Here is a 12,723-nt window from a genome sequence, read left to right on the forward strand (position 1 = left end):
CCGGGGCGATCAGCCGCCGTTGGCGGCCATCGCCTTGCCGACCTCGTGCTGGCCCTGCTCGTGGCCGCTGACCGGCACCCGCTCGCCGGCGCGGTCGGTGACGGTGTCCATCACCGCGGCCAGCCGGCTGTCGATGTCGGGACCCATGCCCAGGTGCACGCCCTGCGTCATGGTCACGTGCGCAGCCTCGAAGCTGCCCGCGCCGGCCAGCAGCACCGTGCGGTTGGGCGCGTCCTGCGAGGCCATCACCAGCATGGCCGGCACCACGGCCTCCGGCTGCATGGCGTCCAGCACCGCCTGCGGGATGATGCCCTCGGTCATGCGGGTGGCCGCCGTGGGCGCCAGGCAGTTGACGCGGATGTCGTGCTTCTGTCCTTCGATCGACAGCGTCTGCATCAGCCCCACCAGCCCCATCTTCGCCGCGCCGTAGTTGGCCTGGCCGAAGTTGCCGTACAGGCCGGTCGACGAGGTGGTCATCACGATGCGGCCGTAGCCCTGCGCCTGCATCAGCGGCCAGACCGCCTTGGTGCAGACCACCGAGCCCATCAGGTGCACCTCCAGCACGAAGCGGAAGTCCTCCAGCGTCATCTTGGCGAAGCTCTTGTCGCGCAGCACGCCGGCGTTGTTGATGAGGATGTCCACCCGGCCCCAGGCGGCCACCGCCTCGTCCACCATGGCCTGCACGCCGGCCACGTCGGTGACCGAGCAGCCGTTGGCCATGGCCTCGCCGCCGGCCGCCCGGATCTCGTCGACCACCGCCAGCGCGGCGGCGCTGGAGCCGCCGGAGCCGTCCGTCGTGCTGCCCAGGTCGTTGACGACCACCTTGGCGCCGCGCGCCGCCAGCGCCAGCGCATGCTGGCGGCCCAGGCCGCCGCCGGCGCCGGTCACGATGGCCACGCGGCCGCTGAAGTCCAGACTCATCTCGTGTCGCTCCTCTTGTGATGCAGCGTTGCAGGGTAGCAAAGGGCTCGCCGGCCGGCTGTCGGCCGCGAAGCGGACGGCGCGGCCCACCGCCTCGGGACCCCTTCGGCCCCCGGTGGCAGGGAACCCCGGGGTCGGAGGGCTGTCATCAAGGTGTCACGACGCCCGCGGCGGCGCCATGCCACCCTGCGCGGCCTCACCCCCTGCTCCGATGAACCACGACGAACTGGAACTCAAGCTGCGCGTGCCCGCCGGCGCGCTGTCCGCGGTGCGCGAGGCCCTGCAGCAGCTCGGCGCCACGACGCTGCCGCTGCGCGCGCTGTACTTCGACACCGCCGACGGCCGCCTGGCCGCGGCCCGGCTGGCCCTGCGGCTGCGACTGGAGGGCGGGCGCTGGGTGCAGACGCTGAAGGCGCCGGGCGACAGCGCCGTGCACCGGCTGGAGCACGAGGTCGAGCTGCCGTACGCCGGCACCACGCCGCCGCCGCTGGACCTCGGGCGCCACCACGGCCATCCCGCGCTCGACCGCCTGCGCGAGGCCCTGCACGGTGTCGAGCCGTCGGCCCTGCAGCCGGTGCTGACCACCGAGGTCGACCGCCTGCACGCCGAGCACCGGCTGGGCGAGACGGTGGTCGAGCTCGCGCTGGACACCGGCCACGTGGCCGCCGGCGTACGCCGGGCCGAGCTCGCCGAACTGGAGCTGGAGCTCAAGGCGGGCCCGGCCGCGCCGTTGTTCGTGCTGGCCGCCGAGTGGACCGCCCGCCACGGGCTGTGGCTGAGCACGCTGCCCAAGGCCGCACGCGGCCTACGGCTGCTGCAACCGGCCGCGCCGTCGCCGCCGACCAAGGCGCGGCCGCTGCAGTTGGGCGACGACGCCGGTGCGGCGGACTTCCTGCGCGAGACGCTGCGCAACACGCTGGACCAGGTGCTGGCCAACCTGGGCGAGATCGCCGACGGCGAGGACGCGACCGACCTCGTCCACCAGGCCCGCGTCGGCCTGCGCCGCCTGCGCACCGCGTTGCGCGAGCTGCAGGCGCTGTCGCCCGCGCTCGACCCGGCCTGGGGCGTGCCCCTGGCCGAGGCCTTCGCCCGCCTGGGCGAACGGCGCGACGAGGCGGCGGTGTCCGCCGCGGTGCAGCCGCTGCTGCAGGCCGCCCATGCCCCGATGACCGGCTGGCCCCCACCACCGGCCGCCGACCTGGCGCCGGCCGTCCAGGCGCCGGCGCTGCAGGCCGCGCTGATCGGCCTGCTGGCGCTGTCGCATGCCGGTGACGAACGGTTCGCCGGCCTGAACCACGCCGCCCTGCGCCGCACGCTGGCCAAGCGGCTGCAGTCGCTGTGGAAGCGGGTGCGCCGCGACGGCATGCGCTTCGACCGCCTCACCACCGACGACCAGCACCGCGTGCGCAAGCGCCTCAAGCGCCTGCGCTACCTGGCGGAGTTCGCCCGCCCGCTGTGGCCGCACAAGGCGGTGGACCGCTGCCTCGACCGGCTGAAGCCGGCGCAGGAGGCGCTGGGGCAGCACAACGACGTGGCGGTGGCGGCCGATCGCTTCCGCGCCGCCATGGCCGCCCACCCCGAGGCGGGTTTCGCCGCCGGCTGGCTGCAGGCGTACCTGGCCGTCACCGCCCGCGACGCGCGCAAGGCGCTGTGCCGGCTGCAGGGTCGGCGGCTGGCCTTCTGGCGCGAGCCCGGGCGGCGCTGACGCCGCCGCGCCCTCGTCGGTCAGCCCGCCGGGCGCAGCAGCGCGCCGGCCCCCCGGCGCGACGGGGTCGAGCCCCAGCCGCACCAGCATCTGGTGCACCGTGCAGGCGGCGGTGGACACCGTGGGAAGGCCCAGCCGGTCCTCGATGGCCTGCAGCGCCGGCAGCGAGGGCATCTGCACGCAGGCCGAGGCCACCACCACGTCGGCGCGCCGGGTGTCCAGCCGCTGCACGTCCTGCAGCAACTGCATCGGGTCGCGGCGGCCGACCTCCAGGTTGTCGGGGATCTCGAAGCAGAGGGCGTCGACCACCTCGATGTCCTCCGACTCGATGTAGCGCACCACCAGGTCGGTGAGCGGTTTCATGTAGGGCGCCATCAGCGCGATGCGGCGCGCCTTCATCGCCTTCAGGCCGTCGATCAGCGCGCCGGCGGAGGTCATCACCGGCGCCTGGCAGCCGTTGGCGCGGGCCACCTCGGTGAGTTCGCGTTCGGTGGTGCGGTGGTGGCCCAGACCCATCGCCATGATGGCCACCAGGCAGGCGGTGCTCATCACGTCCACCCGCGCGTCGGCCAGTTCGGCGGCGCAGCGCAGGCCCTGCGCGTTCATCGCCTCCAGCTCCTCCTTGACCACCCGGTGCATGCGCATGCGGCTGGAATGGAAGGTGAAGCGTTCGTCGGGGCGCAGCGCCTCCCGCGCCCGCAGCATGGCCGGGATCTCGGTCTCCATCGTGGTGTTGGAACTGGGCACGATCTGCCCGATGCGGAACGTCCTGGGGGTCATGGCGTGGGCCTTGCGGTCAGTCGAGGGAGATGCTGGCCTGCCGCACGATGGCGCCGTAGCGCCGCGTGTCGGCGTCGGCCGAGCGCGTGATGTCGGCCGACGGCGCGGCCCAGGGCTGGAAGCCGAAGCCCGCCAGGCGGCCCTTGACGTCGGGCTCGGACAGCGCCTTGTTGACCGCCGCGTTGATGCGCTCGATCACCGGCCGCGGCGTGCCCTTGGGCGCGTACAGCGCCACCCAGGTGCCCAGTTCGAAGCCCGCCGGCCCGCCGGCCTCGCCCATGGTGGGCACCGATTCCTGGCCGGGCATGCGCGCCGGCGCCGCGTAGGCCAGCAGCCGCACCTTCTTCGCCTGCACCAGCGGCGCCACCGTGGCGGCCGTGCCGAAGGCCCAGTCGACCTCGCCCGTGGCCACCGAGGTGTAGAGCAGCGGCAGCTCCTTGAACGGCACGTGCGTCATCTGCGTGCCGGTGGCGGACTCCAGCATGGCCGCGCCGATGTGGGCCACGCTGCCGTAGCCCCAGGTGCCGTAGGTCATGCGGCCGCCCTTGGCCTTGGCGTCGGCCAGCAGCTCGGCCATCGTCTTCCACGGCGCGTTGGCGCCCACCACAACGAAGAAGTTGGTGTGGTAGAGCGGCGCCACCGGCTCGAAGTCCTTCACCGGGTCGAAAGGCAGCGACTTGTACAGCGTGGGCTGCAGCGTCATGTGGGTGGCGTCGACCGTCAGCAGCGTGTAGCCGTCCGGGGCCGAGCGCTTGACCTCGCCGGTGGAGATCCAACCGTTGGAGCCCGGCTTGTTGTCCACGATCACCTGCTGGCCCCAGGCCTGGCCCAGCTTCTCCCCCACCTGGCGGACCACCGCGTCCGGACCGCTGCCGGCCGAATAGGGCAACACCACCCGCACCGGTTTTTGCGGGAAGGTCTGCGCGGCGCACAGCGTGCTGGCGCCCAGGACGGAAGCGGCGAGCGCGAGGGCCCGCAGGAATCGGTGCGTCATGGTCTCTCCTGGTGTCTGGTGGATCAGGCGGCCTGCGCCTGCGGTTGGGGAGCGTCGTGCGGCGCGGCGTGCTGCGCCTGCCAGGCGGCCACGAAATGCGGGTCGCGCTGCATCAGGTCGGCGTGGCCGACCTGGCCGGTGCGCCGCATGTAGTCGTAGGCGAAGTCCAGCGGCGACAGGTGCAGCTTGTCGGCCACGTGCTCGTACCAGTCCAGGCTGCGGGCGGCGGCCTGCTGGAAGGTGCTGGAATGCGCGCGCCGCTGGCCCTCGAAGGCGGCGAAGGCGGCGGCCAGGTCGCGCGGGTGCTCGGCCAGCGCCCGCTGCAGCGCGATGGCGTCCTGCATCGCCATGCGGGTGCCCGAGCCCAGCGAGAAGTGCACCGTGCGCAGCGCATCGCCCAGCAGCACCATGTTGCGGTGGGTCCAGCGCTCGTTGCTGACGATGTTGGCCTCGAACCAGAGCGAGCGGTTGGTGAGCAGGTCGTGCCCGCCGAGGTCGGGCGCGAAGACCTCCGCGCACAGGCGGCGGCTGTCGTCCTCGCTGGCGTCCTCCAGCCCGGCGCGGCGCCAGGTGTCGGGGTCGACCTCGACCAGGAAGGTGCTGAACTCGGCGCTGTACTGGTAGGCGTGGGCGATGAACAGCCCGTGGGCACCGGGCCGGAAGATCAGCGACACCGGATGGAAGCGCTGGCGCGTGCCGTACCAGGCGAACTTGTTGCGCCGCTTCTCGAAGCGCGGGCGGAAGTGGTCGGCGAAGCGGGTGCGCGTGGCGCTGTTGCCGCCGTCGGCGGCCACCAGCAGGTCCACCCCGTCGGCCAGCGCCTGCACGTCGGCGATGCGGTGGCCGTGGTGCACCCGAACGCCGACGCGTTCGCAGGCGCGCTGCAGCACCTGCAGCATGTCCAGCCGCGCGGTGCGCGAGAAGTGGTTGCCCTGCACCTGCACCCGCGTGCCCTGGTGCACGATCTCCATGTAGTCGCAGCGCTCGTGGTGCGCCACGAACTCGGCATGGAACTCGGGGTCGGCCTCCTTCAGGAACGCCAGCCCGACGTCGGAGAACACCACGCCCCAGCCGTAGGTGGCGCCGGCGGGGTTCTGCTCGTAGACGTCGATCTGATGGCCGGGGTCGTGCTTCTTGGCCAGCAGCGAGAAGTACAGGCCGGCCGGGCCGGCGCCGATGACGGCGATCTTCATGTCGGGGCTCCAGGTTGCGCGGCGACCTGCGCCGTCTCGGCGGCGAGCAGTTCGGCGATGCGGCGCTTGAGCGCCGGCTTGTCCAGCTTGCCCACGCGGGTGACGGGGAAGCTGTCCACCACCTCCACGCGTTCGGGGCACTTGAACTTGGCCAGGCCCTGCGCGACGAGGAAGTCGGCCAGCGCCTTGACATCGGGCGTCGTGCGGCCGGGGCGCGGGATGAGGAAGACGCAGCCCTTCTCGCCGTAGAACGGATCGGGCATGGCGACCAGCTTGGCGTCGGCCACCGCGGGATGGCGGCTGACGAAGGCCTCCACTTCCTCGCAGCCGATCTTCTCGCCGCCTCGGTTGACGTTGTCGCGCAGCCGGCCCTCGAAGGCGTAGTGCCAGCGGCCGTCGACGTGGTGCGCGGTCATCATGTCGCCGGTGCGGTAGAAGCCGTCGCGGGTGAACGCCTCGGCGTTGGCCTGCGGGTGGCCGACATAACCCGTGAGCGTGGACGGCCCGCGGAAGCACAGTTCGCCGGCCTCGCCCGGGGCCACCGGCTCCTCGGTGCCAGGGCGCAGCAACACCAGTTCGTCGTCCTCGCAGCCGGAGGCGCCCTGCGTGGCATGACGGGCCTGCGCCGGCGCATCCGCCGGCGACCCCAGCAGCAGCCCTTCGGTGATGCCGTACAGGTTGGAGCACGGCACGCCCAGGTGCGCCTCCAGCGTGTCGGCGCGGCTCATGGTGGCGAACAGGCGCAGGCTGGACAGGTCGTGTTGCGCCAGGTCGCCGTAGGCCATGAGCTGCGGCGCGATCGGCCCGATGGACAGCGCATGCGTCACCCGGTGCTGCTCGACGAGTTCGAGCATGCGGCGGATGTCGACCTTGGGCATGAGCACCGCGCTCGTGCCGGCCAGCACCACGGGCATCAGGGCGTACAGCTGGCCGGCGTTGTGCATCAGCGGCAGCGACCAGACGACGCGGCCCTCGCCGTCGATGCGGAAGCGCCGCATCCAGCCGGCGGCGTGCCCGAGGTACTCGCCGTGGAAGCGCGGGATGATCTTCGGCACGCCGGTGGTGCCGCCCGAAAGCTGGAAGCTCAGCACGTCCTCGCGGCCGGGGGCGACGGCGGCCAGCCGCGCGCGCGCCGTGGCCAGCGGCATGCCGTCGATGAACCGCTGCAGCTCGTCGTCCGGCCCGCGCACGACGATGCGGTGCCGCAGCCCCGGGTGCCGGTCCATCATGCGGCGCGCGAAGGCCGGCAGGTCGAAGCCGGCGCTGAAGTCCGCCTGCACGAAGTACAGCCGCGCGCCCGACTGCTCGGCGAGCTGGCCGATCTCGACCTCGCGGTGCTGCGGCAGCGAGCACACCGGCACGATGCCCGCCTTGAAGCAGGCCAGCAGCACCAGCGCCGTCTCCACCGTGGTGCCGAGCTGGCAAAGGGCGCGGTCGCCGGGCTCGGCGCCGAACGCCAGCAGCGCGGCGGCGAGCCGCTCGCTGTCCTCGTCGAGCTGGCGGAAGCCGATGGTGCGCTCGTCGCTGATGAAGGCCGGCGCGTCGCCCCGCCGGGCGGCGGTGGCGCGCAGGGCATCGCCGACGCTGGCGTCGATCCAGCTGCCGCTGCCCAATGCGCGTCGTGCCCGCTCGGCGTCGGGGTAGACCACCCCGGGAACGGTGAAGCGTCGTGCCGTCATGGGCGGGTCTCCTTTGTGGGTGTGGTGGCGCGGTTCAGGCCACGGGGGCGATGACCACGCGGTCGCGGTCCAGCACCTCGATGCGGCCGTGCAGCCCGCCGGTGAAGAGGCCATACCAGACGGCGGGCTTGAGGCCCAGCGCCTTGCGGCCGAACTCGATCGGCGCCTGTGCCTCGATGCGGTCGTGGCCGTCCTGCGCCGTCACCGTGCAGTCGCCGCGCCGGCGCGCCTCGGCCACCAGAGAGGAAAACTCGTCGACCTGCGGCACGTACAGGCGGATGGGCGCGTTGGCACGGCCGTCGTCCAGCAGCGCAGCCTTGCGCGCCCACACATCGTCGATGCGGGTGACGCGGGTGCCCGCGGCACGCGCCGCGTCCTCGGCCTCGACGGCGGCCTGCAGCGTCAGCGCACCGTCGCGGGCGTCCAGCGCGGTGAGCGGCCGCAGCTTGCGGGTGAACTCGATGAAGTAGCCGTTGGGGTCGCGCACGTAGATCGACTCGATCACCTCGTGCCGCGTCTCGGCCGACACCTTCAGGCCCTGCGCCTCCAGGCGGTGCTTCCACTGCAGCAGGTCGGCCTCGGTCTCGACCTGCCAGGCGGTGTGGGTGGCGTCGAAGACATGGTCGTCCGGCGTCGGCGGCCGCTCGGCGCGGCCCTGCATCGACGCCGGCGGCTCGCTGCCCAGGTAGTAGAAGAAGGCGATGGTCGCGCCCTGGCCGGCATCGAAGAAGAAGTGCAGGAAGTCCGGGTGCGTGGACGGCCCCCAGCCGCGGGCGGAGATGACGTGCACCAGCGGCAGGCCGAGCAGGTCGCGGTAGAAGTGCAGCGTCTCCTTGAGCTTCCAGGTCGGGCGGGCGGTGTGGTCGACACCGTGCAGCGTGGGCGTGGGCAGGTCGCGGGCGGACATGGCGGTCTTTCGTCGAAGGGGTTGGCGGCGAAGGGGATCAGGCCGGGAAGCGCTCGCGCAGCCATTGCGCGAGCAGGCGGCCCGCGGCGTGACGTCCGGGCTCTTCGTCGGCGGTCAGCGCGCGGCCGTGGTGGTCACCGCGCACGCGCTCATGGCGCTTGTCGTGGCTGGCGATCGACTCGACGATGCGCCGCACGTCGCCGGGAAAGCAGGCCTGGTCGCCGGTGTACTCGACCACCAGCACCGGCTGCGTGAGGGCCGGTGCGCACGTCGCCAGCGTGGCGTTGGAACTCAGGCCCGACCAGGTCGACAGCCAGCTCTCGGGCGTGCACTGGCGGGCGAAACCCACCGCGCCGTAGTTGGACGCATAAGGGTCCGCGCCCCACAACGAGCCGAAGCGGCGGTCCGACGCATCGAGCGACAGGTCGAAGCAGCGCAGGTCGGCGTCGGTGCGCCAGACGTTGAGGATGGGCGTGTGGCCGGCCAGGCGCTTGTCGTCGCTCGTCGCCTCGCGACCCTGGGCCTTCACGCGTTGGCGGGCCGCCTGCCGGCGCTCGATGAGCGCCCTCGCCTTCGCGTCCAGCCGTGCCACGCGTTCGCGCTGGGCCGCGCGGTAGCGTTCGACGAACGCCGCGTCGTATCGCGTGCCCTCGCGACCGCGCCAGCCGTTGCCACGGTCGAGCGGGTCGAGCGTCGGGTCGACGGACAGCGGGTCGTCCTCGTCGGTGACGGAGGGGTCGATGCAGTTCATCAGCAGCGCGCCCTGCCCCGGGTGCGGGCCGACAAAGACCAGGCCGTCGGCTTGCGGCATGTCGAGTTCGCCCAGCTGGGTCGGCCGGCCGCCCGGCGTGCGGGCGAGGCGCTGCGAGCCTGGCAGCGCGGCCTGCTGCGCATAGAAGGCATAGAGCCCCGCGCCGCCGGAGTTGCCCAGCAGCACGATGCGGCGAAAGCCCTGTGCACGCAGGAACGTCAGGCCGGCCGCCACGTCGTGCAGCGCGAACTCGTGTTCCAGCCGCAGGTCGTTGCCCACCGAGCGCGGCTGCTGCGACCAGGCCGCGAACCCCGCGCCCACGATGTCGGGGATGAGGTAGTGGCAGGCCATGAACTCGCGCGGGTGCATGACACAGACGACGGTGTCGGTCGGCGTCGATGGCCGGTACAGCGCACCGCCGCAGGCGGCGCCGTCGGCGGTGCGCAGCACCACGTTGCGCGTCACCGCCCCGTCGGGCAGGTCGCGGGGGTTCCAGTCGGTGTTGAGGAAGCCGGCGGTGGCGGCATGGACGCTGGACATCGGCGTGGCGCAAGGCGCGGTGGCGAAGGCGATGGCCACATCATGCGCCTTGTTTGACGTCTACGTCAAACAATAGACGTTAGTGTTAACACGGGGTCGCAATGCGGCCGTGGCGTCATCGCCCCGGTTCGTGGATCGGGCAGAACCGGCGTCCGGCGACGCCGCGGATCAGCGTGTGCGGACCTTGGCCTCGAGCACGCCCAGCGCGTCGCGCATCTGCTCGAGCGCTTCGGCGGCGGTGTCGGCGCGCGCGCGCCGCGGCGTGGTGGCCATCAGCGAGCGCAGGCTGAAGTCGACGATGGTCTGCGCGACGCCTTCGGCCGGCACATCGCCGTCGGGATCGAACCACCAGGCGCACCAGTTGCACATGCCCAGGATGGCGAAGGCGCTGACGTGCGCGTTGACGCGGCGGAACACGCCGGCGTGGATGCCGCGCTCGATGGCGTCGACGAAGTTGTCCAGCACCGCGCGCCGCGATGCCGCGGCCTGCGACCGGTGCGGCTCGGGCAGGCTGCTCTCGCTGCGCTCGACGACACGGAACTGCAGCGGGTGACGGAGGATGAGGCTGGCGTGCTGCTCGACCAGGCGGCGCAGGGCCTCGTCCGGCGCCATTTCGGCACCGCTGCGCGCCAGCTCGCCGGCCATGCGCGCGGCCTGCTCGGTCACCTCCTCCGTCAGCGCCTGCAGCATCGACTCCTTGCTGGGGAAGTAGTAGTACAGCGCGGTGCGGGTGACGCCGACCGCATCGGCGATGTCGTTGATGTTGGTGCCGCCGAAGCCGCGTTCGATGAACAGCCGGCAGGCCGCGTCCAGCAGCGCCTGCCGTTGCTGGTCGTTGCGACGTGCGCGGCCCTTCGCGGCGGCAGTGGGTCTGGTCAAGTGCGGCTGGCGGTCGATGACGGATGACCCGGTCGAGTTTAGTGGTCGTGCCCGGCCAGCGGCGGCGGGACCACCAGCTCTCGGTATCCGGTGCCGGGGTCGTGCTCGCGGCGCAACGACCACTGCGGCAGGCGCAGCAGCAGCACCTCCGCGGTGGTGCGCACCAGGTTGCCGCGGCCCACGTGGCCGCCGACGACCCGGCCTTGCGCATCGGCCACCGCCATGTGCAGGTGCGCCCCGTCCGGCGTCAGCGTGCCGGACAGGGTGAGGATCTCGACCGGGCCGTCGAGCACCGTCTCGTCGTCCGCACCGGCCAGGCGCAATCGGACCCGCGACAGGCTGCCGATGCCGCTCAGCACGAAGGCCGACACGTCGCCGGCGGCCTCCAGCGCGGCGCGCAGGTCGTCGCCGGGACGCAACCGCAAGGGACACAGCGCCGACGCCATGAGCATGGAGGCTTCCCGAGTGGATGGAGACGCGATGCTACGGCCGCCCGACCAGCGCGCCGACCCAGGCGCCGCAGGCGACGCTCGCCACCCCGGGCACCAGGAAGAGGGGCAAGGTCAAGCCGCCGAGCGCCTCTGGCGGCGGCACCCGCGGCTTGACCGAGTTGCCCAGCGTGGTCAACGCCACGTCGGCGCCGAAGAAGACCGCGGCCACCAGCACCGTGACGGCAAAGACCTTCAACCACACCGCGGGGGACCGGGGCCAGATCGGGTGCCGCGGCCCCCAGGTCAGGACGGCACTGCCGAGCCCGAAGACCAGGACCCAGGCGACAGGCACGACGCCGACGGGCCGGAGCAGCGCCAGCAGCCCGGTGAACGCGACCGCATGCGCCAGCAGGCCGGCCAGCGCCGTCACGCCGTCCGCCGTTCGAAGCGCTGCTCGTTGACCCGCCGTCCCCACGTCGTGCCCTCACGTTGGTCCACCAGGCGAAAGCCATGGCCCTCGTACAGGTGCCGCGCGGCGTCCAGCCCCTCGAAGGTCCACAGGAACACCTTGCGGTACCCCCGTGCGTCGCAGAAGTCCATGGCCTGCGCCAGCAGGCGCCGCCCGACGCCCTGTCCCCGCAGCGCATCGGAGGTGATGAACCACCGCAGGTGCGCGCCTTCCGCTTCGACGTGCGAGGCGTCGATGACGATCGAACCTTCGACCTCCGTTTCACGCGCCAGCCACAGCCCGTCGCGGCCCGGCACGCAGCGCAGGCAGAACCGGCTCAGCTCGGTGGCCACCTTGGCCTCGAACTCGACGCCGAAGCCGCTGGCCCGGGCGTAGTACGACGCGTGCAGGGCCGCGATGCGGCCGATGCAGCCGGGGGCGTAGCCTTCGGAAAGGGTGGCGGGCATGGTCATGCCACCGCGCATTTGCGCACGGTGTGCAGGGTGCGGGTGGTGATCGTCCTGCCGAACGTCCGTTCCAGCAAGGCCATGAGGGCCGGCCCCTTCGGCCCCGGCACGTCGGCCGACAGCACCTCGGTTCCGGTGACGATCGGGATGTGGGCGCCGTCCTGCTCGATGGGCAGGGCGAGCGACAGCTCCGCCGGGCGCCGAAGGAAGGTGACCACCCGCTTGGCCGAGGCCGGCAGGTCGAAGGCGGCGAAGGGGTCGGACCCGACGAACCCTGCGGCCTCGAAGCTCAACGCTCGCGCCGGTAGTGCATCGCCACCGCGCCATTGCGCAGCGGCGTCGCCGAGACCAGGGCCAGCCGCCGCGTGCCGGGCAGCCCGCCAGCGTACAGCGTCGGGCCGTGCCCGGCGATGCGCGGGTGCACCAGCAGCCGGTACTCGTCGATCAGGTCCAGCCGGTCCAGCCCGGAGGCGAGTCGGGCGCTGCCGAGCAGCACGCCGTCGGGTGTCGCGTCCTTCAGCCGTTGCACGGTCTCGCGCAGGTCGCCGGCGAGGTGATGGCTGCGGGTCCATGGGTAGTGCGTCCGCGTCGACGACACCACGTACTTCGGCTTGGCCTCCAGCTTGACCGCCCACTCGCGCACCGCGGGCACCGCGGCCACCTCACCACGCGCGACCGCCGGCCAGTAGCCCTCCATCAGCTCGTACGTGACCCGGCCCCACAGCATCGCCCCGGCCTCGTCCATCAGGCGCGTGAAGAAGGCATGCGTCTCGTCGTCGGCGATGCCTTCCTGGTGGTCGGTGCAGCCGTCGAGGGTGAGGTTGAGGGTGAAGGTGAGGAGGCCCACTGCTCAAGCGTGTCCAAACTAGGTCACGGGTGCCATCGCCTTTGCGGCTCGAACTCCGCGAGGTATGCGGCCAGTTCCCTGCCCACCGGCTGCCTCCAGTCTGGCAAAGAGACCGTCCGGACCGTTCCCCAGCGGCGGGCGACACGGCTGGGCGCCGCCGCTACCGAAGCTGGCGCCGGCA

The 12,723-nt window shown here is 72.5% G+C and carries 13 protein-coding genes and 1 pseudogene; 1 reads left to right on the forward strand and 13 read right to left on the reverse strand.

Annotation, left to right across the window (positions count from 1 at the left end; translation table 11 throughout):
* Positions 1-9 precede the first annotated feature (9 nt).
* The gene (locus LRS07_RS13740; RefSeq protein ID WP_260498579.1) at positions 10-921 is read right to left on the reverse strand and encodes an SDR family NAD(P)-dependent oxidoreductase; all 912 of its coding nucleotides are present in this window, start codon (positions 919-921) and stop codon (positions 10-12) included.
* Between the two features lie 211 nt (positions 922-1,132).
* Here LRS07_RS13740 and LRS07_RS13745 point away from each other — a divergent pair, with 211 nt between their 5' ends.
* Positions 1,133-2,626: a CYTH and CHAD domain-containing protein gene (locus LRS07_RS13745; RefSeq protein ID WP_260498580.1), complete on the forward strand. Its 1,494-nt coding sequence runs from the start codon at positions 1,133-1,135 to the stop codon at positions 2,624-2,626.
* 51 nt (positions 2,627-2,677) lie between these two features.
* Here the strand turns inward: LRS07_RS13745 and LRS07_RS13750 are convergent.
* The 12 genes and pseudogenes from LRS07_RS13750 to LRS07_RS13805 form a co-directional block, all read right to left on the reverse strand.
* A pseudogene (locus tag LRS07_RS13750) lies at positions 2,678-3,406 on the reverse strand (maleate cis-trans isomerase family protein); the annotation flags it as partial.
* Positions 3,407-3,422: 16 nt separating this feature from the next.
* A complete protein-coding gene (locus LRS07_RS13755) occupies positions 3,423-4,400 on the reverse strand; it encodes a Bug family tripartite tricarboxylate transporter substrate binding protein (RefSeq protein WP_260498581.1) in 978 nt (325 codons plus the stop codon).
* Between the two features lie 23 nt (positions 4,401-4,423).
* Positions 4,424-5,593 (reverse strand): FAD-dependent monooxygenase, encoded by a 1,170-nt coding sequence (locus LRS07_RS13760; protein ID WP_260498582.1) that lies wholly within the window; start codon positions 5,591-5,593, stop codon positions 4,424-4,426.
* Entirely contained in the window at positions 5,590-7,272 is a 1,683-nt protein-coding gene (locus LRS07_RS13765) for an AMP-binding protein (RefSeq protein ID WP_260498583.1), read from the reverse strand. The genes LRS07_RS13760 and LRS07_RS13765 overlap by 4 nt, the downstream gene beginning before the upstream one ends.
* 34 nt (positions 7,273-7,306) lie before the next feature.
* Positions 7,307-8,179, reverse strand: coding sequence for a VOC family protein (locus tag LRS07_RS13770; RefSeq protein ID WP_260498584.1), 873 nt, complete (start codon positions 8,177-8,179; stop codon positions 7,307-7,309).
* A 37-nt stretch (positions 8,180-8,216) separates the two neighbouring features.
* On the reverse strand, positions 8,217-9,470 hold the full coding sequence (locus LRS07_RS13775) for an alpha/beta fold hydrolase (RefSeq protein ID WP_260502116.1): 1,254 nt from the start codon (positions 9,468-9,470) through the stop codon (positions 8,217-8,219).
* A 168-nt stretch (positions 9,471-9,638) separates the two neighbouring features.
* Positions 9,639-10,349 (reverse strand): TetR/AcrR family transcriptional regulator, encoded by a 711-nt coding sequence (locus tag LRS07_RS13780; protein ID WP_260498585.1) that lies wholly within the window; start codon positions 10,347-10,349, stop codon positions 9,639-9,641.
* Between the two features lie 38 nt (positions 10,350-10,387).
* Positions 10,388-10,801 (reverse strand): PPC domain-containing DNA-binding protein, encoded by a 414-nt coding sequence (locus tag LRS07_RS13785; protein WP_260498586.1) that lies wholly within the window; start codon positions 10,799-10,801, stop codon positions 10,388-10,390.
* Between the two features lie 31 nt (positions 10,802-10,832).
* Positions 10,833-11,210, reverse strand: a complete 378-nt coding sequence (locus tag LRS07_RS13790; protein ID WP_260498587.1) for a hypothetical protein — start codon at positions 11,208-11,210, stop codon at positions 10,833-10,835.
* The gene (locus LRS07_RS13795) at positions 11,207-11,695 is read right to left on the reverse strand and encodes a GNAT family N-acetyltransferase (RefSeq protein ID WP_260498588.1); all 489 of its coding nucleotides are present in this window, start codon (positions 11,693-11,695) and stop codon (positions 11,207-11,209) included. The genes LRS07_RS13790 and LRS07_RS13795 overlap by 4 nt, the downstream gene beginning before the upstream one ends.
* Before the next feature lie 2 nt (positions 11,696-11,697).
* Positions 11,698-11,988, reverse strand: a complete 291-nt coding sequence (locus LRS07_RS13800; RefSeq protein ID WP_260498589.1) for a hypothetical protein — start codon at positions 11,986-11,988, stop codon at positions 11,698-11,700.
* On the reverse strand, positions 11,985-12,542 hold the full coding sequence (locus LRS07_RS13805; RefSeq protein ID WP_260498590.1) for a dihydrofolate reductase family protein: 558 nt from the start codon (positions 12,540-12,542) through the stop codon (positions 11,985-11,987). Before LRS07_RS13805 ends, LRS07_RS13800 begins: the two co-directional genes overlap by 4 nt.
* Positions 12,543-12,723 lie beyond the last annotated feature (181 nt).

This window comes from Aquabacterium sp. J223, from assembly GCF_024666615.1.
In the GTDB taxonomy this organism is placed as follows: Bacteria; Pseudomonadota; Gammaproteobacteria; order Burkholderiales; family Burkholderiaceae_C; genus J223.

What these genes read in the sequence shown, in the direction of transcription:
- LRS07_RS13755 (WP_260498581.1), bottom strand. Translation starts at nt 4,400, where the DNA reads ATGACGCACCGATTCCTGCGGGCCCTCGCGCTCGCCGCTTCCGTCCTG.
- LRS07_RS13740 (WP_260498579.1), bottom strand. Translation starts at nt 921, where the DNA reads ATGAGTCTGGACTTCAGCGGCCGCGTGGCCATCGTGACCGGCGCCGGC.
- LRS07_RS13775 (WP_260502116.1), bottom strand. Translation starts at nt 9,470, where the DNA reads ATGTCCAGCGTCCATGCCGCCACCGCCGGCTTCCTCAACACCGACTGG.
- LRS07_RS13795 (WP_260498588.1), bottom strand. Translation starts at nt 11,695, where the DNA reads ATGCCCGCCACCCTTTCCGAAGGCTACGCCCCCGGCTGCATCGGCCGC.
- LRS07_RS13785 (WP_260498586.1), bottom strand. Translation starts at nt 10,801, where the DNA reads ATGCTCATGGCGTCGGCGCTGTGTCCCTTGCGGTTGCGTCCCGGCGAC.
- LRS07_RS13770 (WP_260498584.1), bottom strand. Translation starts at nt 8,179, where the DNA reads ATGTCCGCCCGCGACCTGCCCACGCCCACGCTGCACGGTGTCGACCAC.
- LRS07_RS13760 (WP_260498582.1), bottom strand. Translation starts at nt 5,593, where the DNA reads ATGAAGATCGCCGTCATCGGCGCCGGCCCGGCCGGCCTGTACTTCTCG.
- LRS07_RS13745 (WP_260498580.1), top strand. Translation starts at nt 1,133, where the DNA reads ATGAACCACGACGAACTGGAACTCAAGCTGCGCGTGCCCGCCGGCGCG.
- LRS07_RS13765 (WP_260498583.1), bottom strand. Translation starts at nt 7,272, where the DNA reads ATGACGGCACGACGCTTCACCGTTCCCGGGGTGGTCTACCCCGACGCC.